The 25,956-nt window shown below is 64.7% G+C and carries 20 protein-coding genes, 1 tRNA gene and 1 other RNA gene; 8 read left to right on the top strand and 14 right to left on the bottom strand.

Annotation, left to right across the window (positions count from 1 at the left end; genetic code table 11):
- Nucleotides 1-28: 28 nt before the first annotated feature.
- The 3 genes from dnaX to QD208_RS01905 all read right to left on the bottom strand — a co-directional run bounded on the left by dnaX (nucleotide 29) and on the right by QD208_RS01905 (nucleotide 4,122).
- Nucleotides 29-2,302, bottom strand: a complete 2,274-nt coding sequence (gene dnaX, locus QD208_RS01915) for a DNA polymerase III subunit gamma/tau (RefSeq protein WP_225347189.1) — start codon at nucleotides 2,300-2,302, stop codon at nucleotides 29-31.
- 430 nt (nucleotides 2,303-2,732) lie between these two features.
- An RNA gene (gene ffs, locus QD208_RS01910) (signal recognition particle sRNA small type) lies at nucleotides 2,733-2,829 on the bottom strand.
- Between the two features lie 129 nt (nucleotides 2,830-2,958).
- Nucleotides 2,959-4,122 carry an AbrB family transcriptional regulator gene (locus QD208_RS01905; protein ID WP_225347190.1) on the bottom strand — a complete coding sequence of 388 codons (1,164 nt, stop codon included), beginning with the start codon at nucleotides 4,120-4,122 and terminating at the stop codon, nucleotides 2,959-2,961.
- A 179-nt stretch (nucleotides 4,123-4,301) separates the two neighbouring features.
- Here QD208_RS01905 and QD208_RS01900 point away from each other — a divergent pair, with 179 nt between their 5' ends.
- The 3 genes from QD208_RS01900 to QD208_RS01890 all read left to right on the top strand — a co-directional run bounded on the left by QD208_RS01900 (nucleotide 4,302) and on the right by QD208_RS01890 (nucleotide 8,142).
- Entirely contained in the window at nucleotides 4,302-5,132 is an 831-nt protein-coding gene (locus QD208_RS01900) for a response regulator transcription factor (protein WP_225347191.1), read from the top strand.
- The gene (locus tag QD208_RS01895) at nucleotides 5,129-6,853 is read left to right on the top strand and encodes a sensor histidine kinase (protein ID WP_225347192.1); all 1,725 of its coding nucleotides are present in this window, start codon (nucleotides 5,129-5,131) and stop codon (nucleotides 6,851-6,853) included. Before QD208_RS01900 ends, QD208_RS01895 begins: the two co-directional genes overlap by 4 nt.
- A gap of 128 nt (nucleotides 6,854-6,981) precedes the next feature.
- Nucleotides 6,982-8,142 carry an ABC transporter substrate-binding protein gene (locus QD208_RS01890; RefSeq protein ID WP_225347193.1) on the top strand — a complete coding sequence of 387 codons (1,161 nt, stop codon included), beginning with the start codon at nucleotides 6,982-6,984 and terminating at the stop codon, nucleotides 8,140-8,142.
- Nucleotides 8,143-8,286: 144 nt separating this feature from the next.
- On the opposite strand, the gene mscK is transcribed toward QD208_RS01890, so the two are convergent.
- Nucleotides 8,287-11,832 carry a mechanosensitive channel MscK gene (gene mscK / locus QD208_RS01885; protein WP_225347194.1) on the bottom strand — a complete coding sequence of 1,182 codons (3,546 nt, stop codon included), beginning with the start codon at nucleotides 11,830-11,832 and terminating at the stop codon, nucleotides 8,287-8,289.
- Nucleotides 11,833-12,257: 425 nt separating this feature from the next.
- On the opposite strand from mscK, the gene QD208_RS01880 reads away from it, so the two are divergent.
- The 4 genes from QD208_RS01880 (at nucleotide 12,258) to QD208_RS01865 (ending at nucleotide 15,059) form a co-directional block, all read left to right on the top strand.
- The gene (locus QD208_RS01880) at nucleotides 12,258-13,472 is read left to right on the top strand and encodes a phospholipase A (RefSeq protein ID WP_225347195.1); all 1,215 of its coding nucleotides are present in this window, start codon (nucleotides 12,258-12,260) and stop codon (nucleotides 13,470-13,472) included.
- A gap of 441 nt (nucleotides 13,473-13,913) precedes the next feature.
- Nucleotides 13,914-14,252, top strand: coding sequence for a DUF883 family protein (locus tag QD208_RS01875; RefSeq protein ID WP_082388358.1), 339 nt, complete (start codon nucleotides 13,914-13,916; stop codon nucleotides 14,250-14,252).
- Nucleotides 14,252-14,674, top strand: coding sequence for a phage holin family protein (locus QD208_RS01870; protein WP_225347196.1), 423 nt, complete (start codon nucleotides 14,252-14,254; stop codon nucleotides 14,672-14,674). Before QD208_RS01875 ends, QD208_RS01870 begins: the two co-directional genes overlap by 1 nt.
- A gap of 34 nt (nucleotides 14,675-14,708) precedes the next feature.
- Nucleotides 14,709-15,059 carry a YqjK-like family protein gene (locus tag QD208_RS01865; protein WP_225347197.1) on the top strand — a complete coding sequence of 117 codons (351 nt, stop codon included), beginning with the start codon at nucleotides 14,709-14,711 and terminating at the stop codon, nucleotides 15,057-15,059.
- Between the two features lie 95 nt (nucleotides 15,060-15,154).
- Here the strand turns inward: QD208_RS01865 and QD208_RS01860 are convergent, their stop codons facing one another.
- On the bottom strand, nucleotides 15,155-16,351 hold the full coding sequence (locus tag QD208_RS01860) for an MFS transporter (protein ID WP_225347198.1): 1,197 nt from the start codon (nucleotides 16,349-16,351) through the stop codon (nucleotides 15,155-15,157).
- Between the two features lie 246 nt (nucleotides 16,352-16,597).
- On the opposite strand from QD208_RS01860, the gene QD208_RS01855 reads away from it, so the two are divergent.
- Nucleotides 16,598-17,506, top strand: coding sequence for a LysR family transcriptional regulator (locus QD208_RS01855; RefSeq protein ID WP_225347199.1), 909 nt, complete (start codon nucleotides 16,598-16,600; stop codon nucleotides 17,504-17,506).
- A gap of 28 nt (nucleotides 17,507-17,534) precedes the next feature.
- Here the strand turns inward: QD208_RS01855 and QD208_RS01850 are convergent, their stop codons facing one another.
- From QD208_RS01850 to QD208_RS01810, 9 genes are all read right to left on the bottom strand, one after another.
- On the bottom strand, nucleotides 17,535-18,731 hold the full coding sequence (locus QD208_RS01850) for an NAD(P)/FAD-dependent oxidoreductase (RefSeq protein WP_225347200.1): 1,197 nt from the start codon (nucleotides 18,729-18,731) through the stop codon (nucleotides 17,535-17,537).
- A gap of 181 nt (nucleotides 18,732-18,912) precedes the next feature.
- Nucleotides 18,913-20,502 (bottom strand): ABC-F family ATPase, encoded by a 1,590-nt coding sequence (locus QD208_RS01845; protein ID WP_225347201.1) that lies wholly within the window; start codon nucleotides 20,500-20,502, stop codon nucleotides 18,913-18,915.
- Nucleotides 20,503-20,596: 94 nt separating this feature from the next.
- Entirely contained in the window at nucleotides 20,597-20,878 is a 282-nt protein-coding gene (locus tag QD208_RS01840) for a peptidylprolyl isomerase (protein WP_043333877.1), read from the bottom strand.
- A gap of 276 nt (nucleotides 20,879-21,154) precedes the next feature.
- Nucleotides 21,155-21,242: transfer RNA gene (locus QD208_RS01835), tRNA-Ser, on the bottom strand.
- 176 nt (nucleotides 21,243-21,418) lie between these two features.
- Nucleotides 21,419-22,006, bottom strand: a complete 588-nt coding sequence (locus QD208_RS01830; protein WP_225347202.1) for a YiiD C-terminal domain-containing protein — start codon at nucleotides 22,004-22,006, stop codon at nucleotides 21,419-21,421.
- 66 nt (nucleotides 22,007-22,072) lie between these two features.
- Nucleotides 22,073-22,633: an NAD(P)H nitroreductase gene (locus tag QD208_RS01825; RefSeq protein ID WP_054555640.1), complete on the bottom strand. Its 561-nt coding sequence runs from the start codon at nucleotides 22,631-22,633 to the stop codon at nucleotides 22,073-22,075.
- A 150-nt stretch (nucleotides 22,634-22,783) separates the two neighbouring features.
- Nucleotides 22,784-23,662, bottom strand: coding sequence for an NADPH-dependent 7-cyano-7-deazaguanine reductase QueF (gene queF, locus QD208_RS01820; RefSeq protein WP_225347203.1), 879 nt, complete (start codon nucleotides 23,660-23,662; stop codon nucleotides 22,784-22,786).
- A 134-nt stretch (nucleotides 23,663-23,796) separates the two neighbouring features.
- Nucleotides 23,797-24,570, bottom strand: a complete 774-nt coding sequence (locus QD208_RS01815) for an ABC transporter permease (RefSeq protein WP_043333883.1) — start codon at nucleotides 24,568-24,570, stop codon at nucleotides 23,797-23,799.
- Nucleotides 24,567-25,535: an ABC transporter ATP-binding protein gene (locus tag QD208_RS01810; RefSeq protein WP_043333884.1), complete on the bottom strand. Its 969-nt coding sequence runs from the start codon at nucleotides 25,533-25,535 to the stop codon at nucleotides 24,567-24,569. Before QD208_RS01810 ends, QD208_RS01815 begins: the two co-directional genes overlap by 4 nt.
- Between the last annotated feature and the right edge of the window lie 421 nt (nucleotides 25,536-25,956).

The raw sequence follows: 25,956 nt of genomic DNA, 5'->3' as shown, positions 1-25,956 counted from the left end.
CGACACTCGGTCGAAACTGCCCAGAGCGTCAGAAATCGTCCGGCTCGAAGGAGTTGACGCTTTCCTCGATCAGACGTGCGCCCAGCTGTTGCTCCATGGACTGGATATGCGGGTCAGCACGCAAGGCTTCAACCGCGCGCACATGACGTTCGCCCAGCAGACGAATGCGACGACTGTGCGGCGTTTCCAGACCTTCCGGCAGCGGCGCGACGCTGATCTCCAGCACACGCTCCACGCCCTGGCCCGCCAGCGCCTTGCGAATGCGCTCCTGATGGACTTCGGCCATCATCGCCGACTGGGCGGGGTCCAGCCTCAACTTGAGGTGGGTGCCGTCATCGTGCTCGACCAGGCAATGCGCGCCGATATTGCGCGTGATGCCGCCCAGCCCCAGTGAGGGGAACAGCTCCAGCCACGCGGCGTGATTCAAGCGACCATCGGTACTCGGGGCGCTCGGCGCCGGCGTGGGAGCAGCCGCGGGTGCCGGCTCCGGTGCGGGAGCAGGCTCCGGCAGCGGTTGCGCTGCCACGGCTGGCTCGCTGGCGACCGGCTCGTTTGCGACCGGCTCAGACACGGCCGGCTCAGGCGCCGGCGGTGCAGCGGGCTCGGGCTGTGCTGGTGCTGACGTTTCAGCTTCAGCGGGCTCTAGCGCTGCTGGTACGGCTTCAGCGGGCTGCGGCGCTGCCATTTCAGCGGGCTGCGGAGCCGATGACTCAGCAGCCTCTGGCTGCGCCGGCGCGGAACCGAAGGCGGCACTCAGGCGTGACATCGCCGAACTGGGCGCAGCGGGCGCCTGTGCGGGAGCTGCCGTCTGTTCTGGCGCTGGCGCCGACACTGGCGCGGCCGCTGGCTGGGGCACGTCTTGCGCTACGTCGCGAAAGCCGGCATCCCGGGCGTCCTGCGAAGCGTCCTCCGTCGCCCACGGGGGCGGCTCGTCGGCCATCGGCGGATGTGCTTCGGTCGCTGGCGCGGCCACTGGTGCGGCAGGCTGAGGCGCGGGTGCCATCGGGGCTGCCGGTGCTTGCTGAGGCTGAGCCTGCTGGACAGGTGCCTGCTGAACCGGAGCTTCTTGAACAGGAGCCTGCTGAGCCGGAGCTTGCTGAACAGGAGCCTGTTGAACAGGCGCTTGCTGGACAGGCGCCGGAGCTTGAGCGCCAGGCGCGTTCGCACCCTCCGCCTGGCCGGTCATCGGCAGCGGCGTCTGCGCCGGGCGCGGCACGCCCTGCGGGCGGAAGGCCAGCATGCGCAGCAGCGTCATTTCCAGCGCGGTGCGCGCATCCGGGGCGTTGGCCATGTCGCCACGCCCCTGCAGGGCGATCTGGTAATAGAGCTGCACGTCTTCACCGGTGAAACGGCTGGCCAGCGCCAGCAGCGCATCACGGTCGCCATGCCCGTTGTCCAGTGCGCTCGGCACCATCTGGGCGATCGCCAGACGGTGGAAGACGGAGGCCATGTCATCCAGCACCCCGCCGTAGTCCGGCCCCTGCTCGGCCAGTGTCGCCACCTCCGCCAGCAGACTCGCGGCGTCCAGCGAGGCCAGACACTCCAGCAGCGCCAGCACATGGCGGTGATCCAGCGTGCCGAGCATGGCGGCGACATCTTCGCGCCGCACCTGACCATGGCCGAAGGCGATCGCCTGATCGGTCAGACTCATGGCGTCACGCATCGAGCCATCGGCAGCCTTGCCGAGCAGCCACAGCGCGTCTTCCTCGAAGCTGACTTCCTCGCGGGCGAGAATGTCGGACAGGTGCTCGACCACGCGCACCGGCGGCATGTTCTTGAGCGTGAACTGCAGGCAGCGCGACAGGATGGTGACCGGCAGCTTCTGCGGATCAGTGGTCGCGAGCAGGAACTTCACGTGGGGCGGCGGCTCTTCCAGCGTCTTGAGCAGCGCATTGAAACTGTGGGTCGACAGCATGTGCACCTCATCGATGAGGTACACCTTGTAGCGGCCCTGGGTCGGCGCGTACTGGACGTTGTCCAGCAGCTCACGCGTATCCTCGACCTTGGTCCGCGAGGCGGCGTCGACTTCGATCAGGTCGACGAAGCGGCCCTCATCGATCTCGCGACAGGTGCCACAAACGCCACACGGCCTGGAGCTGACGCCCTCTTCACAGTTCAGGCACTTGGCCAGGATGCGCGCCAGCGTCGTCTTGCCGACACCGCGGGTCCCGGTGAACAGATAGGCATGGTGCAGGCGCCCCTGATCGAGGGCATTGACCAGCGCACGGCTGACATGCTCCTGACCGATCAGTTCGTGAAAATTGCGCGGGCGCCACTTGCGCGCCAATACCTGATAGCTCATTGAGCGGGGCATTCCTTGGGCGATCTGAAACATGAGCTGAAACCTGCACGACCCGGCTGGGCTTTACCCCCGACGGTCGACAGACGGAGACCGATGACGAGGCCTCGCTGAGAATGCGCTCATTCTAGCGACTTGCCGTGTGGCTTCAAAGCACGATGCCACTTGCGTAGCAGGATTGAGGGCACGAGGCCGGATGACAGGCGTGGTGCTCGTCCCGAATTGCGGGCACGACGAAACGCCAAGCGGGGCTCGGGACAGGCAGGAGATGACAGATTCAGACAGCGAGGGTGTGGCGAAAGGCTTCAGGCAACGTAAAGCGAAGGGCTTGCAGGGGGGGCTTGCGAGGACTTGAGATAGAGCCTTGCACAGCAGGCGGGATGATTCGGACATTTCACGAGCAGCCACTTTCAAGGCCCTGAAATGGAGGCGGCCCCATCAGCCACATCCCGGCACACGCGTCAGCCACTACCGTTGCTCCCTTCCGGGCCTGGCGGGGTTTGCAGCCTAGCATTGCGGGAGGACCGACAGGGCCACCACAAATATGATCATTCGGTGAACTACCGAGCCAATCGCTTGAACTTCAAGCACTTGGCGTGATCAAGGCGCACACTATAACAGCGCATCGCCGCCCTCACAAGGGGAGATCACGCCACGGGCTATTGCGTCGCCTCACGCGCTCGGCGATGGCGGAAATGACGCGCCATCACCGGCAGCAACAGCATCAGGACGATCAGGCGCAGAAGGTGATGGAAGGCGACGAAGATCGGGTCGAGATCGAGCGCCACCGCCAATAGCGCCATCTCGCCGATACCGCCGGGCGCCAGGGCGAGAAAGGCCACATCACGCGGCACGCCCATCAGCTGATGGATCAGCTCGGCAAAGCAGCCCAGCACCGACAGCGAGATCAGGGTCGCCACGCCCGACTGGCCCATCACCCCGACCAGCACCCGCGGCGTAAGGCCCTTGAAGCGCGCCCCGATGGCGCAGCCCAGCACCAGCTGCATGACATCGGTGCCCCATACCGGTGGCGAGAAACGCACCACGTCGCCAAGCGACAGCACCAGCGCCAGCAACAGTGGCGCCAGCAGCGAGGCATTGGGAATGCGCAGTCGCCTGGCCAGGGGCAGCAGAAACGGCAGCACCGCGATCAGCCACAGGCCGCTTACCGCCACATCGCTGCCGATGCCGGGCGTGCCCGCCGCACCTTCCAGCACCCAATAGAGCGGCGGCAGAATCATGATCACCAGCAGCACCCGCAACGATTGCGCCACCGCGATGCGCTGCGGGTCGCCACCGATGCGCTCGCCGATCACCACCATCGCCGTCAGCGCGCCGGGCACCGAGGAGAACCACGCACTGGTGGCGTCAAAACCACAGCGGCGATACCAGGCGGCGCAGGCCAGCGTCGAGGCCCACACCCCCGCCAGCAGCAGCAACGCCGACAACCACCAGCTGGAGAGGTGCGAGACCAGCTCGGGCGAGACGCGCGCGCCCAGCGTCAGCCCCAGCACCCCCAGAAACAGGTTGCGCAGGCGGTCCGGTACGCCCAGCCTCAGCCCGGCCATCGCGCCCAGCAGATTGGCGACCAGCGGCCCCAGCATCCACGCCAGCGGCATGCCGGTGAGCTGGAACAGCCAACCGCCCACCACCCCCAGCGCCAGCGAGGTCAGCAGCGGCCTGAGCGGCGCGTCAGCCTTGAGCGAGGTGGCAGCCTTGAGCGACGTGACAGCCCTGAGCGACATGACAGCCGTGAGCCTATGGGCTGGCGAGAGACGAGAGGCGCGCGCCTTGAGGCGCTGCAATAGCGGAACGGATGGCATGCTGGCTTCCTTGTCAGCGACACGAAACAGGCCACCAATGATACGCTGGCGCAAGCGCCATTGGCTGCCTGTTTGAGGCAATATTGCGCCTTCAAGCGGCCATTGCAGGTCGCAGACCGGCCCTGTGCCTGACTCTCATCACTCTTGTCGCGTACCTGACGCGCCCTTGCGGAGCCCGGATGACTTCTCCCGACTCACTCCCCTCAGCGGCTGACGATTCAGCGGCTGACGCCTCAGCGCATGGCCCAGCCACCGCACCGCCCCCGGCCCTGCTGCTGGTCGAGGACGACGCCCTGCTGTCCAGCACGCTGTGCAGCGTCTTTTCCGCCGAGGGCCTTGCGGTCACCCACCTGGCCGACGGCGCCGCGGCGCTTGCCCGCCTGGCGGCCCACCACGATCACGGCTTCGCGCTGATCGTACTCGACCTCAACCTGCCCGGCGCTTCCGGGCTCGAGATTCTCGCCGCGCTGCGCCAGCACGATCGCCAGACCCCGGTGCTGATTCTCACCGCGCGCGGCGCCATCGAAGATCGCGTGCGCGGGCTGGACCTGGGCGCCGATGACTATCTTGCCAAGCCCTTCGTGCTCGATGAGCTGGAAGCCCGCGTGCGCGCCCTGCTGCGCCGCCATGCCACTCTTCAGGCCAGTCAGCAGGCCACTCTTCAGGCCAGCCAGCAGCCGGCGCCCTCGCCTGGCATCGCCCCACGCCTGACTCTCGGCAGCCTGGCCTTCGAGCCACTCAATGCACGCTTTCTGCTCGCCGATGCCCCACTGGCGCTGCCGCCCCGCGAACAGCGCCTGCTGGGTTGTCTGATCCAGCATGCCGGCGAACCGGTGGACAAGGCGCGCCTGACCCGCGAGGCCTTCGGTGAGGAAGAGGCCGTGGGCGACAACGCCATCGAGGTCTATGTGCATCGCCTGCGCAAGCGCCTGGAAGGCAGCGACGTCAATCTGCGCACCATCCGTGGCCTTGGCTATCTACTGGAACAGACCACGGACGGCAGCGCTTGAATTCCGCACCCTCACCACGCCCACAGACAGAGGCAAAACGCAGTATCAGCCTCTATCGGCGCCTGCTGAGCTGGCTGCTGCTGCCTCTGCTGGCGCTGGGCACGCTATTGCTGGTGCAGGCCTTCCTGTCGGCGCGTGAGGCAGCGGACCGCGCCTACGACCGGCTGCTGGAGGCCTCGCTGGTCACCATCGCGGAGCAGGTCAAATGGCAGGACGGCCAGCTGTGGCTCGACCTGCCGCCCGCCGCCCTCGAGATGCTGGCTACCGACGCCCAGGAACGCGTCTTCTACAGCCTGGTGGATGCCGATGGCGAGCAGGTCACCGGCAATACCCACCTGCCGGATGCCAATCGCGCCGCCAATGGTCGCCTGGCCCCGCAGGAATCACTCGGACGCAGCGGCGAGCTGTCGTTTCGCGATATCGCCTGGCAGGGACAGGCACTGCGGCTGGGCAGCCTCGATACCCGCTTGGGCGGCTGGGGCGATGACCCACGCCACGGCCAGCGTTACAGCATTCGCGTCGCCCATACCCGCGAGGGGCGAGACACCCTGACGCGTGAGCTGTTCAGTGGCTCGCTGGTGCGTCTGGCGGGCATGGCCACGCTGGCACTGCTGGTGGTGCTGATCGGCGTCCGGCTGGCGCTGTCGCCGCTGACCCGCCTGCGCCGCGCCATTCGCGAACGCGACTCGCGCAGTCTGGCGCCGCTCAACCTGCCCCTGCCGCGCGAGCTCGAGGAGCTCAAGCACACCATCAATGACCTGCTGGCGCGCATGCGCCGCGTGCGCGCCAACCAGGAGCGCTTCATCGGTGATGCCTCGCACCAGCTGCGCACCCCGCTGGCGGGACTCTCCGCTCACGCCGAGCTGGCACTGCGCCAGCAGGACCCCAGCGCCTGGCATGCCGCGCTGGGCCAGATGCAGGCCACCGCCAGCCATACCGCCCATCTGGCCAATCAGCTGCTGTCGCTGACACGCCTCAACAACCCGGAGGTGCAGCCGCCGCGCGTGCCGCTGGAGCTGTCAGCGCTGGCGCGCGCCACCGTCAGCCGGCTGTTCCTGCGCTGTGATCGCGCCGGCGTGGACCTCGGCCTCGAGATCGCCCCGGACATCGATGGCGCCGCCTGGACGCTGGGCGTCGAGTGGCAGCTGGAGGAGGCACTGGCCAATCTGATCGACAATGCCTGCAAGCACGGCGCACGCACCGTCACACTCACCCTGAGCCGGATGGCGACACCGAGCGATGCCACGTTCACGCAATCGGACAGTGCCGCACTGGCGGGCCGCTGGCGGTTGAGTGTCGAGGATGATGGCCCGGGCATCGACGCCGAGCGGCGCCTGCTGGTGCTGCGCCCCTTCCACCGCAACACCCAGCCCGACAGTCATGATCAGGCGCCGGCGCAGCAGCCCGATGAGCTCAAGCATCACGAAGGCGCCGGACTGGGGCTGGCGATCGTCGATGGCATCGCGCGACACCACGATGCGCGCCTGACGCTTAGCGACGCGACAGCACGCAGCATGACGCAGGCTGCTGATCCTGCATCCCGCACAGACGATGCAACCCGCGCAGCCGACGCAGACGACGCAGACGAGACAGGCGCGTCCTGCGGGCTATGCGTCAGTCTGCATCTGGCGCCCTGTGCAGCGCCTGAGGTGAGAGTGGGTGGGGATGATGAATCAGCACAGGCCGGCAAGCCTGCGAAGACAGGAGGCACAGCATGCTAGCGAGACGACCGCCAACCGGGCAGCAGCATTCTGACAATCGCTGCTCTGACCATCACGGTCATGACAATCACCGCCCGGGCAGACAGCGATCTGGACGGCTGACGGCCTGCCTCGTGCTGGCCGTGCTTGTGAGCCCCTTTAGTCAGGCGGCGTCCCGGGCGGCGACCCAGGCAGCGTTTGACCCGCTGCTCGAAGAGCATCAATCGCTGTGGTTGCAGGGCGGCCAGCCAGTCACGGCGCCCGCGCCTGACAGCGACGCCAGCCACGCGGCCGATCTGACGATTCACGCCGCGCTGGACCTGCCCGAGATTCGCCCGCTGCTGCTGCGTTACAGCCGCCAGCATCCTGAGCGAGTGCTGCACTACGTCAATCGCTCCGCCTTGGGGCTTGAAGCACAGTACCTGCAGGCACCGCTGACACCGCAGGCGGATCTGATGATCTCCTCGGCCATGGGCCTGCAGTACCGACTCGCCAATCAGGGTCACGCCCTGGCACTCGAGGCCCCCAATCTGGCCGCCTGGCCGGCCAACTCACGCTGGCGCAATGAGCTGTATGCGATGAGCTTCGAGCCGATCGTGATGGTGGCGCGACGTGATGCGCTCAAGCGTCTGGCGGACCTCGACGGCCTGCGCAATCCCCGCGATGTGCTGCGCAGCCATCGCGACTTCTGGCACCTGCTCGAGACGCGCCGCGAGCAGCTGCGCGGCCGCATCATCAGCTACGACCCGCGCCGCAGCGGCTCCGGCTTCACCTACGCCGTGTCCGATGCCCGTCAATCGCCGCGCTACTGGACGCTGGTGCGCGCCATGGGTCAGGCCGATGCCAGACTGGTCAGCACCACCGGCGCCATGCTCGAGGCGCTGGCCAGCGGCGAGGTGGATATCGCCTACAACCTGGTCGGCCCCTACGCGGTGACCTTTGCCCGCGCCCATCCGGAGCTGGTGGTGATCGTGCCGGAAGACTACGTGCTGATTCAGCGCCGGCTGGCCTTCGTCCCCCAGCAGGCGCCTCATCCCGAGGCCGGTGAGGCCTTTCTCGACTGGTGGCTGAGTCTGGAAGGCCAGCAGGCGGTGGCCAGCGACAGCCAGCTGGGCGCACTGCACCCCGAGGTGCGTGGCGAGGGCAGCGCTCAGCATATGCGCGAGCAACTGGGCGATGCACTACGTCCGATCGAGATCGGCCCTGGCCTGTTGGCGACACTCGATCGCCTCAAGCAGGCCAGTTTCCTGAGCCGCTGGGTACTGGAATTCGAGGCCCCGTCAGCCACGCAGCCCGAATTGAACCAATGATGCGTGGTGTCAGGGCTGGCTAGCCCCTCCCGTTCTGTAAACGCACTAAACACAGCTCCGAGCCCATCACGCACAAGGCGCCCCGCGGGGCGCCTTGTGCGTGATGCCATGCGGCATTCAATGACATGAGCAGTGGATTCAGCGTCAGCGACCACCGGCATCTCCGCCGCCATCACCGCCATCGGCGTCCGGTGCGGCCTCGCGCAGCCCGGCGTCCTCACGGCCTGCCAGACCCTCGGCGGGCTTGCGCCGCGCGATCAGCGCACCACCTTCCCGGTGCTCGCTGCTCTGATACTCCGTGCTTTCCGTCTCGCTGCTTTCCGGTGAGCCGCTGGCGGGGCGCAACGGCTCCGCCGAGGCGCTGCGCTGCTCGACGAGGCGCTCGGTGCCATCGTCGCGATGCAGCCAGACATCCATCTGCTGGAAGGCGACCTTGAGGCCATGCTCACGGAAACGTGCGTCCACCCAGCGGTTGATCTCATCGGTGGCGTAGAGGCGATCGGTCAGGTCATTGACGTAGATGCGCAGCTCGAAACCGAAGTTGTCCTGGTTGTAGGTCAGGCAGAACACCAGCGGCTCCGGGTCCTTGAGCACCCGCCTGTTTTCCTGGGCGGCCTGCATCAGCAGACGATGCGCCAGATCCAGATCACTGCCATGGGCGACACCGAAATTGAGCACCACCCGCGTGACGTTGTCCGACAGCGACCAGTTGATCAGCTGGTCGGTGACGAATACCTTGTTGGGAATGATGATCTCCTTGCGATCGAAATCCGTCACCGTGGTGGCGCGGATCCGGATGCGATTGACCGTGCCATGCAGGTTGCCGATGGTGATGGTGTCGCCGATGCGCACCGGCCGCTCGAACAGGATGATCAGGCCCGAGATGAAGTTGGCGAAGATCTCCTGCAGACCGAAGCCCAACCCGACACTCAACGCCGCCACCAGCCACTGCAGCTTGTCCCAGCTGACGCCCATGCTGCCCAATGTCATCACGAAGCCGGTGGCCATGATCACGTAGGACAGCAGCGAGGTGATCGCGTAGCTGGAGCCCTGCTTGAGCTCGAGCCGCGACAGGATCGAGACCTCCAGCAGGCCCGGCAGGTTGCGCGCCATCATCACCGCCACGGCGAGGGTGATCATGCCCGCGATCAAGTCCGCCAGCGAGATGGGCGTCGCCGAATCGCCCTCGACGGAAGCGGCGATTTCCCACACCACCACGCTGTCGAGATAGCTGAGCACATTGAGCAGATCGGCCCACACCACATAGAAGATCGACAGGAAGCTGATGACCAGGATCAGCTTCGAGAGACGCAGTGACTGGGAGTTGACCTGCTCCATGTCCAGCGGCGGCTCTTCCACCACCTCGACACCGCCTTCGGCGCCCTCCTGCACCTGGGCACGGCGACGCGCTACGGCGCGACGATAGGCCAGACGCCGCGCGGCGACTGCCAGCCCGCGCACCACGGTGGCTTCCACCAGAATCCAGGCCCCGAACAGGAAGATGGTGGTGATGAAGCGGCCACACAGGCGCAGCGCGGTGTACTCGTAGCCGAGACAGATCAGCACGCCCAGCGCCACCGGCACCAGCGCCATCGCAAGGCCCAGAATCAGTCGGAACAGCTTGAGGCCGAAGAAGGGGACGTGGGCCAGAATCAGTCGCGACAGACAGAAGCTCATCGCCATCAGGCCCACGAACAGAATGGCCAGCCCCAGCGGACGCTCGAGCAGGTTGAGGTCCGCCTCGCTGATGATGTTGGTGGTCAGCACCACCGGCAGCAGCGCGAAGCCCAGCCACCAGATATGGCGGCGCAGCTCCGCCACGTAGTTGGCCGGCCACTGGAAGTGACGCTCGGCGACACCGTCCTTGACCAGCAGGCGGCGGAAGATGGCGAAGATGCCCCACGCCAGCGACAGCTTCAACAGCGCCTGGCCCAACGCCCACAGCATGATGCCCTCGCCCAGCGACAGCACGCCGCCGATCAGCGCCAGCGCCAGCGCGCCGGGGATGGCCAGCAGGACGTTGAGCAGAATGGCGCGCGGCGTATGCAGCTGGGTGTCCTGCTTCAGGCGCCCTATCTGGGCGTGCAGGTCCGCCAGGCGCGCACGGATGCGCGAACGCTTCCAGGTGATGAAGATCAGCAGCAGCAAGCCCGGCAGCGCCACCCACAGGTCACTGAGCTGAAAGCCCTTGGACAGCCCCGCCACCACGCCACGCCAGACGTTGGGCCTGAGCTCCTCGGCGAGCATTTCCGGGGTACGCGACAGCCAGTCGAGATCCAGCGGCTTGCCATTGGCGACCCAGAACAGCTGCTCCTCGATGGTCTGGCGCAGACGCCCTGACACTTCCAGCAGCTGCTGCTGGTTGAGCTGCAGGTCGATGGCGCGTGCCAGCAGGCTGTCGTATTCCTTGTCGAGCTTGTCGACCAGCTCCTTGCGCGCCTCCAGCTGACCGATCAACGCCTGACGCAGCTCGGCGCTGATCTGGCTGACATCGGCATTGCCGCCGGGGCGTTCCAGCGCCGCGGCCTCGCCCAGCACGTAGGAATTGAGATAGCCCGGAATATCGGCGAGTTGCTCGCGCACCTTGTTGAGTTCGAACTGCTTGAGGCGCAGGTCGGCGATCTCTTCCTTCAAGTCCTTGCGCACATCGACCTGCGGCAGGCGACTCTGCTGCTCACGCAGGATACGCGCCAGCAGGACGCTGCCCTTGATGGCCTCGATCTGCTCGCTCATGGTGCGCTCGACCTGGGTGACGCGGTCGAGCTGGGTGCGCACCTCCAGCCCATCGCGAATCACGGCGTTGACGCGATCGGTGATCGCCAGCAGCTGGCTGCTGAGTTCGCGGTTGCGGTTGAGCACCTGCTGGAAGATGGGGTTGTCGGCCAGCGCGGCATTCTCGCCACTGGTGGCATCGGCGATGGTCTGCTCGGACTGGTTGCGGCGCTTGTCGTTGACCAGCGTCTGGACCTGCTCCAGGTCCTGCTCCAGATTGGCGATCTGACGGCTGTAGAGGGTCTTGCGCACCTGGGCCAGCTCACGCAGCAGAGAGCTTGAATTGAGCTCTGAATGGCTCAGCTCGCCACGCGTCTCGGCCAGCGCCAGGCGGGCCTCGATCAGGTCACGCCCGGTGCCGGACAGGTCGGCATCGCCGCTGCCACCCAGCTGGGTCTGCAGGCGCTGCACCTGCTGCTGTGCATCGGCCAGGGTCGAGCGCGAACGCTCCGGCAGGCTCTGGGCATTGATCAGGCGCCGATTGGTGTCGGCCAGCTTGTCCTGCAGGTTCTGCAGCGAGTCGAGAATCGAGGTCATGCGCTTGTCCAGCGCCTCGACCGACTCGTCTTCCAGCGAGGCGATGCTGGGCGGGGTGTAGTCCTGAGGCAGGCGCGCCAGCTCGGCCTGCGCCTTCGCCAACTCCGCCGGCGCCTCCTTGACCTCACTCTTGAGGGAATTCAGGCTGCTGGTGGCTTCGGCGAGGTCGTCGAGCACCGTCAGGGTATCCTTGAGGTCCGCGATGCGCTGACGGGTGTCGGCATCCGGTTTCTCGACGCTCTGCAGGTCTTCAAGCTGAGTCTGGACATCAGCACGCTTCGGGGCGTCCGCACTGGCCGTGGCCGGCACCCAGGCCAGCAGCACCATCAGCAGCAAGGCGCCTGCCAACATCATCAGTCTCAAGGACTTGTTACCTGTCACAGCTGTCTCCTCAATGGTCACCACCGCACTTCTTCATCGGCTCTGCTGCCCCGCCAGGCCGCCGCCAGCCATGCAGGATGACATCGTGACCGGCCGCAAACGCGGGCAAGGGCCGCATTGTCGACTGGCGCTGCATCCCACGCAATCCTTGTCGGCAAACGTCCGCCGGCGGCCGCCCAGCAAAGGATGAAGTGGAGATTGAACTAGAGAGTGAAGCGGAGAATGCAGCAAAGAGTGACGGGGCGAGAAAGCGATGCTTGCAGGCCAGCGTGAGCGACATGCATCGTCGCATCGAGGCGACGCACCTGTCGGAATCTTCGTGCTGGAACCGGACACTGCGCCACCAGTAGAATGGCAGACATGTCATGAACATTGCTCCATAATGCGCTGCTCCCCCGCCGCGGTGTAACCGACAGGATATTTCCATGCCCCTCCGCCTTGCCTCCATCGGATTCCGGTCCGTCCCTGCACGCCTCTCGGGAGTGCTGGCCACAGTACTGCTGGGTGCCGCCGCACCGGCAGCGGCCGACGTGCCCTACACCATGGATGCCGAAGGACGCGTGGTACTGGCCAACGGCAAGCGCTTCGCTCCCGAAGCACTGGGCATGACTGCCGCCCAGGCCCGCGCGGGTGCCATGAGTCAGGCTGACTGGCGCGAGCTGGCGGCCTCTGCACCGGGCACGGCGGACGGCGTCGAGAGTGACCCGCGTACCGAGCAGGTCTTCCTCTCCAACCGCGAAGACGCGGATGACGAGCGCTACTCGGCGGAAGCGGCCGAGACCGAGGGGGCACAAGGCCAGAGCGTCGATGCGCCCCTCGATGAAAGCCTGGCCCAGCAGCGCGCCAAGGAGCGTGTCGTGCTGGAGAACGACGCCGAGAAGAATCCGCTGGCCATCACCGCCTACAAGCGCAATTACCTGCTGCCCTGGGCCTACAACACCAACCCGGATGCCAACGGCTTTGCCGAAGTCACCCAGGAAGGCGAGGTGGACAAGACCGAGGTGAAATACCAGCTCAGCCTCAAGGTCGAGCTGATGGATGACATCTTCGGTGACAATGGCGACGTGTTCTTCGCCTATACCCAGCGCAGCTGGTGGCAGGCCTACAACTCCGATGCCTCGGCGCCGTTCCGCGAGACCAATTACGAGCCGGAAGCCTTCCTGCAGTTCGACAATCGTTATGAGCTGTTCGGCTGGACCAATACCCGCAACCGCATCGGTTTCGCGCATCAGTCCAACGGCCGTTCCGACCCGCTGTCGCGCAGCTGGAACCGTGTCTACGCCGACATGATGTTCCAGAACGGCGACTGGGCCATCGCGGTCACGCCGCACTGGCGCGTGCCGGAGGAGTCCGACGAGGACGACAATCCGGACCTCTACAACTACATCGGCTACGGCGACATCACGGTCGGCTATACCTCCGATCAGCACGAAGTCACCTGGATGGTGCGCGGCAACCCCTCCAAGGGCAACTACGGCAACCAGCTCGACTACTCCTTCCCGCTGTTCGGCAAGGTACGTGGCTACGTGCAGTACTACCACGGCTACGGTGAGAGCCTGATCGACTACGACCACAGCGTGAATCGCTTTGGCCTGGGCTTCTCGATCAATACCTTCTTCGCCGGCTCGCCCGAGACCTGATCAAAGAGTTCTGATCAAAAAGTTCTGATAAAAGAACTCGCATGACCCTCCCGCAACGGGCAGCCCAGGCTGCCCGTCTTGCCATCTGCCCTCCGTATGCACCGCCCTTATGTGGACTGCCCATGTGGACCGACCATGTGGACAAGGTGGCACGTCCATGATCCAGATCATGCCTCCCGCACGTGACATGGCGATATCGTGCTCTGTGCGTGTCTTGCCCTTGTGTTTGTCGCATTCGACCCCCACGACTTGTGCATGACCACGCAAGACGCGTCATGACGACGTGCTGACGATGCTTGCAAGAGTCTCGTGCAAGTGGATTCAGGTCATGCCCTGCCGCCTGCGGCGCCCCAGGGAAGAGAGAGTTCGAGAGTCAAGCGCAGACAACACCGCGCTCACCATTCGCGAAATCTGATTCGACATACGGGAAGGAGTTACACCATGGCTATGCAAAAGATCGGCGATCACACCACTTCCGCGACCGGTGCCAACACCGACCAGCTGAAGGAAGATCTGCGCCATCTGTCCCAGACCGTCGAGGAACTGCTGCACGCCTCGGCTGAAGATTCCCGCGAGAGCATGAAGGAAGCCCGCGCCCGCGCCCAGACTCGCCTGGAAGCCACCCGCGCCCGCCTCAGCGCCCAGGGCGATCGCCTCGCCGCCGGTGCGCGCGAATCCGTGGACTGCGCTGATCGCTACGTGCACGACAACCCGTGGACCAGTGTCGGTATCGGCGCGGCCGCCGGTGTCGTCGTCGGCATGCTGCTTGGCCGTCGCTGATGCAGGAACAAGGGCCGGTTGAACGCGTACTTGGCGCCATCCGACGTCTGACTGCGAGCCTGGTCGAGAGTGGCGAGACGCGCTTGCGTCTCGCCGTGCTGGAGCTCGAGGAAGAGCGCGAACGGCTGTTCGTGATGCTGCTGCTGTCGGGTATCGCCCTGATGCTGATCTGCTTCGGCATCGGCCTGGCGATCCTGCTGGTGGTCGTGACCTTCTGGGATACCCACCGCCTGCTGGCCATCGCCCTGAGCGGCGGTATCCTGCTGGCATTGGGGGGGTTGATCGCCTGGCGCGTCAAGGTGATCGCTTCCCAGCGCAGCCTGCTGCGTTCCACGCTCAGCAACCTGAGCCGTGACAGCGACAGCCTCAAGGATGTGCGTGCCGACGCACTGGAACGCCAGCGCCAACGCGAAAACCTTTGATGCCCCGCCTGCCAGTGCCTGCCAAGGAGGCGAGATGAATTCTTCCAGACAGTCCCTCGCGCGACGCGAGCCGGCGCTGCCCCCCGTGCAGGGGAACGGACGCCGGTCAGCACATCCGCGTGACGCTCGGCGTGCGGAACTCGAAGCACGCATCAGTCAGCAGCGCCTCGATGTCAGCCATGCGATGCGCGAACTCAAGGAGGCCACCGCCCCCATCGACCGCGGCTGGGCCAAGGTCCAGCAATACCGCGGCCCGTTGGTGCTGGTGGGCGGCCTGATCGCGGCGCGGGGCGGGTTCCGGCCAAAGAAGGGCCTGAGCCTGCTCAAGCGCGGGCTGATGAGCTGGGTGATGATTCGCCGTCTGAGAATATTGTTCGACAAATGATCACGGCATTACAGCGAAAGCCCCGCCACCTGGGATTCAGGTGGCGGGGCTTTTTTTCGTCATTGCGACGTGTCGTTCTGTTAACCCTGCCGCGATCAGGCGCTGCGGCTGTCACGCTTGAGCAGATACACGCCCAGATAGAGCACCGCGAAGATCAGCCCCAGCACGGCGGCGGCGCCGAAGACGTTGCTGCCGTCACCGGACAGGAATTCCAGGAAGGACGTCAGGAACTGTCCCAGGAAGATCGCCATCGTCAGGTAGGAGAGATTGCGACCGCGCACCGAGGTGTGGCTGCGCTCCACCGTCATGTGGTTGAGCAAGGGGATCGAGAAGCCGAAGCCCATGCCGGACAACACGGCACCGACGCTCATCAGCGTCATGTTCTCGGCCTGCTGGAAGAGGAACAGGCTGCCGGCATAGAGCAGGAAGGCCAGCACCAGCGTCGGCATCTCACCCAGGGCACGCGACACCTTCGGCATCAGCATCGCCGCGACCACCGCGACCAGCGAAATGCCCGCCAGGAAGATACCGGTGGCCGCTTCATCCAGCCCCAGCAGATTCAAGCGCATCGGCAGCATGACGATGGCGGTGAAGAACAGCGTCAACGAGATGGCCGCGGCCAGGTAGACGCTGGTCAGCGAGGAGGACAAGGCCTCACCGCCGGCATTTCCGCTCTCCTCGGCAGGCGCTTCAGGCGACTGTTTCGGCACCATCATCCACAGCATGGCCAGCAGTACCCAGGCCAGCAGATAGAGGGCGAAGGGCCACTGCCAGGCGATACCCGCCAGCACACCACTGACGAACAGGAAGATCACCCCGCCAAGCTCGATGGACATGCCCTGCTGGGCGATCATCGCCAGACGCGCATGGCCGTGATACCACTCGGAGATCAGCGTGGTGCCGCCCGCCATCACCACGGCGGTCACGCCGCCGAGCAGAATGCGATCGGCGAACACGACGACGGTGCCTTCCAGCAGTGCGCCACCCGCGCCCAGCACGCCATACAGGAACAGCCCGCCCACCAGCGAGCGATAGGCACCGACACGATCGATCATGCGCCCGGCGATGGGCGCGAACAGCACGGCGCCCAGCGACGGCAGGGTAATCAGCCAGCTGGCATGGCTCTCCACCTCAAGCGCCGAGGCGATGCTCAGAAGCCCCGGTGCGACCACGGTTCCCACCATGATGGTCAGACAGGCGATGGCCAGCAGCGTGAAACGGCCGCCGGCAGAAAGCGGTTGTGAGGGTCCGCGCGTATCCTGCGCGGCCACTCCACTCGTTGATGTCGTCATATTGGCTCCACTCGAATTCAGAACCCTCCTGTCAGCCGCTACGCGCCCCGCCTGCTCGCTTGCTTGTCTGCTTGCGAGGCAAAGCCAGCGGCAAGCAGCAAGAGACAGGAGACAAGGCGAGACGGCAGAGACTGACGAAGGGAGGTTTGGCAGGCCTTCAGACTAGCGAGTGCAGGCTTATAATAGAAATGACAATACTTGATATGACTTATACTTACTGAACATCAATCAGCCACGAGGGCCGGCATGGAACTCCGCACACTGAAAACCTTCGTCTCGGTGGCGACGCACAGAAGCTTCTCGGCCGCCGCCCGCGAGCTGCATACCGTGCAACCCGCCATCAGCCGCCAGATCGCCGATCTCGAAGCCGAGCTGGGCGTCAGCCTGCTATGGCGCAATACGCGGGAGGTGAAGGTGACGGGACCGGGGGAGGCATTGCTGGAAGAAGCGCAGCGCATGCTGGCGCTGGAGGCGCAGGCACGCAAGCGCGTGGCGATGGCTGCAAGCGGCCAGACCGGCACACTGCGCATCGGCTACATGAGCTCGGCCTGCGCAAGCTTCGTGCCCGGACTGATGCGCGACTTCGCCAGCGACCATCCCGAGGTCAGCCTGTCATTGCATGAGATGAGCGCCCAGCAGCAGCTGGATGCCTTCGCGCGTGACGAGATCGACATCGGGCTGTCGCGCCCGCTTCCCAGCGAGCAGCGTGACAGCCTGACCGCCCTGGCGGTCTACGAGGATAGGCTGATGGCGGTGGTGCCCGAGGGGCATCGTCTGGCGCACCGCAAGCGACTGGCCCTCAGCGAGCTTGCGCAGGAAGATTTCGTGCTGTTTCAGCGCGGGCAGGCGACGGGGCTGTTCGATCAGATCATCAGTGCCTGCGGCGATGCCGGCTTCTCGCCGCGCATCCAGCGCCAACCGGCCTTGATGCAGACACTGCTCAGTGAGGTGGCGGCGGGACTGGGAGTCGCCATCGCGCCCGGCTGCATTCGCCGCCTGCAACGTGATGGCTGCCAGTTCATTCCCCTGCGCCCGGCACTCGGCGCGGTACCGCTGGAGCTGCACTACCCGACCACACCGGTCCGCCCGGTAATCGAGGCCTTTGTCGCGCTGGTCGAGCAGCGCCTGCCCGCCATCCGCCAGCAGATGGCGTGAGACGCAGCCAGAGGCGAGAAGGTGCCGGTCAGCAGTTCAAGCCGCAGGCCACCGCCGAGGACCACGCCCACTGGAAGTTGTAGCCGCCAAGTTCCCCGGTGACATCCAGCACCTCGCCGATGAAGGCCAGCTGCGGCAGATCGCGCACGCTGAAGTCCTTCTGCGAGATGGCGTCAGTGACCACGCCACCCATGGTCACCTCGGCGGTGCGCCAGCCTTCGGTGCCCGCCGGCTTGAGCTGCCAGTGATTGAGTGCCTTGGCCAGCTGCTCGAGACGCGCGTTGGAAAGCTCGGCGAGGCTGCGCTCGCTGATGCGACCGGCGTCGGCGTCCTGCCACTCGACCAGCGACTGGGCGAGGCGCTTGGGCAGGCGCTCGCCAAGCCAGGGGCCGATCTGGCGCTTGGGATGCTGCTCGCGCAGGGCCAGCAGCTCGGCGTAGGCATCCACGCCCGGCAGCAAGTCGATGCTCAACGGCTGCCCGGGCGTCCACCAGCTGGAGGCCTGCAGCATCGCCGGACCGGAAAGCCCGCGATGGGTGATCAGCATCGGTTCGCGATAATGGCCCTTGCCGGCGGTGACGCTGACGTCACAGGCAAGCCCTGACAGCGGCGACAGACGCTCCTTCCACTGCGAGGTCAGCGTGAATGGCACCAGCGCGGCGTAGGTATCGGTGACCTCGAGCCCGAACTGGCGCGCGATGTCGTAGCCGAAGCCGGTCGCGCCCAGCGTCGGAATCGACATGCCGCCGGTGGCCACCACCACGCGCCCTGCCGTGTGCGTACCATTGCTGGTCTCGACCCGCATGCCCTCGCCCGCGCGCTCCAGCGAGGTGATGCGCGTACTCAGGCGAATCTCCGCCCCGGCCCATTCACACTCCGTCATCAGGATCGCCAGCAGGTCCTTGGCGGAATCGGCGCAGAACAGCTGTCCCGGCTTCTTCTCGACGTGCTCCAGCCCATGACGCTCCACCAGTTCTAGGAAATGGTGCGGCGTATAGCGCTTGAGCGCCGAGATGCAGAAGTGCGGATTGCGCGAGAAGAAGTTGGCTGGGCCGGCATCCAGATTGGTGAAGTTGCAGCGCCCACCGCCGGACATCAGGATCTTCTTGCCGGCCTTGTTGGCGTGGTCCAGCACCAGCACGCGCTTGCCCTGATAGCCTGCCGTGGCGGCACACATCAGGCCTGCCGCGCCTGCGCCGATGATGATGACGTCATATGTGGCCATGCGGGACACTCCGTGAAGCGAAGAAAGGAAAGGAAATCGGCTGTGCAGACACACGCGGGCCGGCATTCTACCAGAAGCCTGCCGCAGCCAGCGGCCGGAGATGGGAAACAAGACACCCCCATCGTCAGAGACGATGAGGGTGTCTTGTCAGACCGGACAGACTAGCCAGTCATGGCGAGTCTCAGACGATGACGCCCTGGCTGCGCAGGTAGTCGTCGTAGGTGCCGGAGAAGTCGACCACGCCATCGGCCTTCAGCTCGATGATGCGGGTGGCCAGCGAGCCGACGAATTCGCGGTCGTGGCTGACGAAGATCAGGGTGCCTGGGTAGTTTTCCAGCGCGAGGTTGAGTGCCTCGATGGATTCCATGTCCAGGTGGTTGGTCGGCTCATCCATCACCAGCACGTTGGGCTGCTTGAGGATCAGCTTGCCGAACAGCATGCGGCCCTGCTCGCCACCGGAGATGACCTTGACCGACTTCTGGATGTCGTCATTGGAGAACAGCATGCGACCCAGGGTGCCACGCACGACCTGCTCGCCGCCGCCGGTCCACTGCGCCATCCAGTCATAGAGGCTCATGTCGTTGGCGAAGTCATGGGCGTGGTCCTGCGCGTAGTAGCCGACGTCCGCGGCGTCGGTCCACTTCACTTCACCGGCGTCCGGGTGCATCTCGCCGACCAGGGTGCGCAGCAGCGTGGTCTTGCCGATGCCGTTCGGGCCGATGATGGCGACACGCTCTCCGGCGGCGACCGTGAAGCTGAAGTTCTCGAACAGGGTGTTGCCGTCGAAGCCCTTGGAGAGCTTGTCGATCATCACCGCGTTGTTGTGGACCTTCTTGGTCTGCTCGAAGCGGATGAACGGGCTGACGCGTGAGGACGGCTTGATCTCGTTGAGCTGGATCTTGTCGATCTGCTTGGCACGCGAGGTCGCCTGCTTGGCCTTGGAGGCGTTGGCGGAGAAGCGGCTGACGAAGGACTGCAGCTCGGCGATCTGCGCCTTCTTCTTGGCGTTGTCGGCCTGCAGCTGTTCGCGCGCCTGGGTGGCAGCGGTCATGTACTCGTCGTAGTTGCCCGGGAACAGACGCAGCTCACCGTAGTCCAGGTCCGCCATGTGGGTGCAGACACTGTTCAGGAAGTGACGGTCGTGCGAGATGATGATCATGGTGCTGGCACGTGCAGTCAGCACGCCTTCCAACCAGCGGATGGTGTTGATGTCCAGGTGGTTGGTCGGCTCATCGAGCAGCAGGACGTCAGGATCGGAGAACAGCGCCTGTGCCAGCAGCACGCGCAGCTTCCAGCCCGGCGCGACTTCGCTCATCGGCCCCAGGTGCTGCTCGATGGGGATATCGAGGCCCATCAGCAGCTCACCGGCACGCGCTTCGGCGGTGTAGCCATCCAGCTCGGCGAATTCGACCTCGAGGTCGGCAACCTTCATGCCGTCTTCCTCACTCATCTCCGGCAGCGAGTAGATGCGGTCACGCTCGGCCTTGACCACGGCCAGACGCTCGTGGCCCATGATGACGGTGTCGAGCACCGTGTATTCCTCATAGGCGAACTGGTCCTGACGCAGCTTGCCCAGACGGATGTTGGGCTCGAGCATGACGTGACCACCGGACGGCTCCAGATCGCCACCGAGAATCTTCATCATGGTCGACTTGCCGCAGCCGTTGGCGCCGATCAGGCCGTAGCGATTGCCACGCCCGAACTTGGCGGAGACGTCTTCAAACAGCGGCTTGGCACCGAACTGCATGGTGAGATTGGCGGTAGAGATCACGAGGGAATATCCGTTTGAAATGAAAAAGGTGGGCGGTGACGAAGTGTCACGCTGGCGCCGGGAAATACGGGGAGCCGCAAAGGCCTGGCAGGCATCAGCCGCGGAAGAAGACTTCCAGCAGGTGATAGCCGAACTTGCTCTTCAGCGGCCCCTGCAGGGTATTGAGCGGCCCCTTGAAGATGGCGCGATCAATGCCGCCGACCATCTGGCCGGGGCGCACTTCGCCCAGGTCACCGCCCTGCTTGCCGGAGGGACAGGTGGAGTGCTTCTTGGCCAGTTTCTCGAACGGCTGGCCGCGCTCCAGTGACTGCTTGAGACGCTGCGCCTCGGCCTCGGTCTTCACCAGAATGTGGCGTGCCATGGCAATACGAGCCATCTCATGTCCTCTTGCAGGCGGAATCGGTCTTGCCTCACACCATCTCGTGCCCCGGGCATCCCGGAGGCGGGCCCGACGTCATCCGAGCACGTCCCTGACGACATGACAGCCGTCATGACGCGAGATCAGGCGTTCGGGGAAGGTTCGACAGGCGATGGGGTGAGTCTGAAGGCGGGCATGATAACAGCTCAGGATGACAGACGCTGCAGTGCAAGCTCGATAGCTCGCTCAGAAACGCGAAAAGCCCGCATCGTGAGATGCGGGCTTTTCTGAATCTGGTGGAGGAGGAGGGATTCGAACCCTCGAAGCCTTTCGACTTACACACTTTCCAGGCGTGCTCCTTCGACCACTCGGACACCCCTCCAGATCAGTGCTCTCATTGGTCACCCGACTGCGTCGTGTTTCCCTTGAGAACGCGGCGTATATTATCGATAACCTTCGAGTGGCGCAAGCCTTTTTTCCAAAAACTTTCAGATAGATAGCGTCAGCGCTCTCGCCCTACGCTCCACCCTGCGCACTGGGCCGAGACCGCACTCATCGTCACGGCCCCAGCACCACGTAATCGCCGCGGGCCTCGAAACACAGTCGCGGAGCGGACTGCCCTTCGACCTGACACCACAGCTGCTGGGTCAGCGACAGTCGCGCTCGCCGCCCTGCTGCTAGGCGCTCGCCCACCTCGTCCAGCGCTGCCATGTCATCCGGCGCGCAGATGATGTGATAGTCGCCACTGACCGGGGCCAGAAACCGCTGACTGGCCTGCGACACCACGATATCGCGCTGGATACCGCGTGCACGCAGCCAGAGCGTCAGCCAGCTCCAGCCACACAGGGTCGCCTCGAGACTCATGGCGCCACCAAAGGCAGTGCCCTTGTCATTGAGATTGGGCGGCAGATGCAGATGCCAGCTCAGCTGACCCGTCGCACGCTCGGGCTCTGACCACTGCATCTCGACAAGCCCCAGATGAACAGCCAGCGGGATCGCCTGCGTCAGCCAGCCACGAAACCGTGACAGGTCGTCGCTGACCGGCGCCGCGAGACTGCCCGGCTGCCCCTGCGCATCACGCGGCAGGGGCAACGGTGGCCAGGCCTCACCACTCAAGCGCGACGGCTCATTTCGCGTCTCACTCACTCAGCGTCTCTCTCATCAAGGGCCTCGCTCAGCGCTGCTCATCAAGGGCCTCGCTCATTCAGCGTTTCACTGCCAGCGTTCGACGAAGTCGGCACTGTTGCGGTTCGGCAATGGCTTGAGGCGTCCGCCCGGGGTGCCGAGATAGAGGAAGCCGACCAGCTCATCCTGCTCGCCCATGCCCAGCCCTGCGTGCACGATAGGGTCAAAGGCGTAGCCACCGGTGCGCCACATACCACCGAGCCCCTGGGCCTGAGCGGCATACAGCATGGCGTGAGCGGCACAGCCGGCACTGACCACCTGCTCGACACGCGGCACCTTGGGGTGGTCCGGCGTGACCCTGGCGATCACCGCGATCACCATCGGCGCACGCAGCGGCTTCTTGCTGGCAGCGGCCTGGGCGGCCTCGTCACCGGCCGGCGACTTGTTGCGCTCCGCCTCGGCGAACAGCTCGCCAAGGCGCTCAAGCCCGCCACCCGTGAATTCGATGAAGCGCCAGGGCGTCAGCTCGGCGTGGTCCGGCGCGCGCAGGGCGGCCTGGTAGATGGCCTCCATCTGCTCAGCGCTCGGGGCCGGCGCCATCAACTTGCCCATGGAATTGCGTTCATGCAGTAACGTCAGCGCGTCCATCGTCTCTCCTGTCACAGACTTAAGATAAGAATGATTCTCACACTAGCATGTCGCCGGTACGCCGTCTCATCACTCGCTGCTATCTATCTGATTGGCAAGACGCTACCTGATTGCCAAGGCGCTATCTGGTTGGCGAGGTGACAGAGACGACTACTGCCGGGAGAGACGCCGCGGCAGACTGGCGCGGGCCTCGGCCTCGAGATCCGCCGTGGCTCGCCACGGGCTGATATCCAGGCCACCACGCCGCACATAGCGCGCCATCACCAGCAGAGACTCGGGCTTCACGCGCGCCATCAGGTCGACGAACAGGTGCTCGACGCAGTGCTCATGGAAATCCTGGTGCTGGCGATAGCTGATCAGATAGGCCAGCAGGCGCTCGCGGTCGATACGCGGGCCGCGATAACGGATCCACACACTGCCCCAGTCCGGCTGGCCGGTGACCGGGCAGTTGGACTTGAGCAGATGGCTGTGCAGGTCTTCGCTGACGATGTCGGCGTCATCGGCGCTGAGCAGCTCCGGCGACGGCGTGTAGTGCTCGACGCTGATCGGCAAGTCATCGAGGCACTCCCCCGGCAGACGCCCGACGTCCAGCTCGCTATCGTCCAGCTCCAGCAGGCACACCTCGACCGGCGCCCCGGCCGCGGCGGCGAGGTCACGCTCCAGCGTTGCCTGCACCGCTGCCTGATCGGGGAAACGGCTCTGATTGAGACTGTTGAGATAGAGCTTCCAGGACTTGGATTCGATCAGGTTCGGCGAGGCTGCCGGCAGGCGAAAACGGGCCACGCGTACCCACGGCTTGCCGGCCTCATCCAGCCAGGAGACTTCAAAGGCGTGCCACTCATCCTCACCGACGAACGGCAGCGCCGCGTCATCGATGCCGATGGGGCCACGGTTGGCCGCCCGCGCGATGGGGAACAGCAGGCTGGCATCGTAGTGCTCGGGATAGGCGGACTCTCGCCCGAGCGGGGCATCCTTGAGGGTCTCGGGGCGCGCCTCGTCGGGCACGTTGACGGCAGTGGGGTGAGCCATGACAGCACTCCAGTGAAATAGGCCAATAAAGCATCGATATCAGGGGGCGCAGACAGCAGAACGCCGGCAGAAGTCGGCGTTGCATGCACTGGCGCGATAGCGCGCATCTTACCATCATCGTCTGGGCGACATCTTCAGCTGCGGATGCCCTTGCCACGCTCCAGCAGCCACAGCGCGAAGGCGAACAGGCCGATGATGAAGGCCACGATGGCGGCCATCGCCGGGCCGACGCTGATGTCCGAGACGCCCAGAATGCCGTAGCGGAAGGTGTTGACCATGTAGAGGATCGGGTTGGCCAGCGACACCGTCTGCCAGAATTCCGGCAGCATGTGGATGGAATAGAAGACGCCACCCAGGTAGGTCAGCGGCGTGAGCACGAAGGTCGGAATGATCGAGATGTCATCGAACTTGCGCGCGAACAGCGCATTGATGAAGCCACCGATGGAGAACAGCAGCGCCGTCAGCACCACGACCATGATGGTCAGGAAGGGGTGATGGATATCGAGGTCCGTGAACAGGAAGGCCACGGCGGTCACGATGATGCCGACCCCCAGCCCGCGCACGGCGCCACCGATGATGTAGCCGAGCAGGATGATCCACGAGGGCAGCGGCGAGACCATCAGCTCCTCGATGCTGCGCTGGAACTTGTTGGAGAAGAATGACGAAGCCACGTTGGAATACGAGTTGGTGATCACCGACATCATGATCAGCCCCGGCACGATGTAATCCATGTAGCTGATGCCATCCATGGTGCCGATGCGCGAGCCGATGAGATTGCCGAAGATGACGAAATAGAGCGTCATGGTGATGGAAGGCGGCAACAGCGTCTGCGGCCAGATACGCGTGAAACGACGGACTTCCTTGACGACGATGGTGACCAGAGCCACCCATAGCTGACGGGGGTTCACTGCGTGATCTCCTTGGCAACATTGGAGGCGATACCGCTTTCGGCGTTGGAACGCTCGACCAGGTCGACGAACAGCTCCTCGAGACGATTGGCACGATTGCGCATCGACACCACGGTGATGCCAGCGCGATCCAGCGCCGCGAAGGCGGTATTGATCGACTGGCCCTTGCGCACGGCGAGCGCCAGCTGCTGAGGGTCACTCAAGGAGACCTCGAACCCGGCAATCACCGGCGCCTTGGTCAGCGGCTCACGAATGTCGAGCAGGAAGGTTTCCGCATCCAGCTCCTTGAGCAGCTCACGCATGCTGGTGTTATGCACGATCTCGCCATGATTGATGATGGCGATGTTGCGGCACAGGCTCTCGGCCTCTTCCAGGTAATGCGTGGTGAGGATGATGGTGGTGCCCTCCTCCCGATTGATGCGGCGCATGAACTCCCACATCGAGCGGCGCAATTCGATATCCACACCGGCCGTCGGCTCATCGAGAATCAACAGACGCGGCTTGTGAATCAGCGCACGGGCAATCATCAGACGACGCTTCATGCCACCGGACAGCATGCGTGACGGGGTGTCGCGCTTGTCCCACAGCCCGAGATCCCTGAGCAGACGCTCGGCACGCGGGCGCGCTTCCTTCATCGGCATGCCGTAATAACCCGCCTGGGTCATCACGATATCCTGCACCTTCTCGAACTGATTGAAGTTGAACTCCTGCGGCACGACACCGAGGTGATACTTGGCCTTCGAGAAGTCCTTGTCGATATCGATTCCGTAGATCTCGACCTTGCCTGCGGTCTTCTGCACCAGCGAACTCACCACGCCGAGGGTCGTGGACTTGCCGGCCCCATTGGGGCCCAGCAGCGCGAAGAAATCGCCCTCGGGAACGTCAAGATCAATCCCCTTGAGCGCCTCAAAACCGTTGCCGTAGACCTTGGTCAGGCCACGGATAGACAAGGCAGGTCGTGACATCGGACACCTGTAATCGATTGACGCTGTCAGCCAGCACAGCAGAAAAGACGCATCTGAGAACAATTGCGCAACAGTGATGGCACCGTTTCGCCGTCCGCGGACATGAAAATCAGACGCAAGATATTGGATGCGCATGGTAACGCATTCGGCGCTGCCACATCAGACACACGGCAGAAAGGCATTAGTGCGCCACGGGAAACAAGCAGAGGGAGAAAATCACGCGGGGACAGCACCAGAGAGCGGCGCAGAACAGGGTGGAGAGGAATTTCAGGCACAAAAAAATCGCCAGTGACGTAACACGATGATCGTGTCTGTCAGGCGATGGCGTACTGCTATGTCATGCTTCAGCTTGCAACGTCACATTCGACTGGAGCGGGAAACGAGATTCGAACTCGCGACCCCAACCTTGGCAAGGTTGTGC

Source organism: Cobetia sp. 29-18-1 (genome assembly GCF_029846405.1).
In the GTDB taxonomy this organism is placed as follows: domain Bacteria; phylum Pseudomonadota; class Gammaproteobacteria; order Pseudomonadales; family Halomonadaceae; genus Cobetia; species Cobetia amphilecti.
This window is presented reverse-complemented; position numbering and strand designations above follow the sequence as displayed.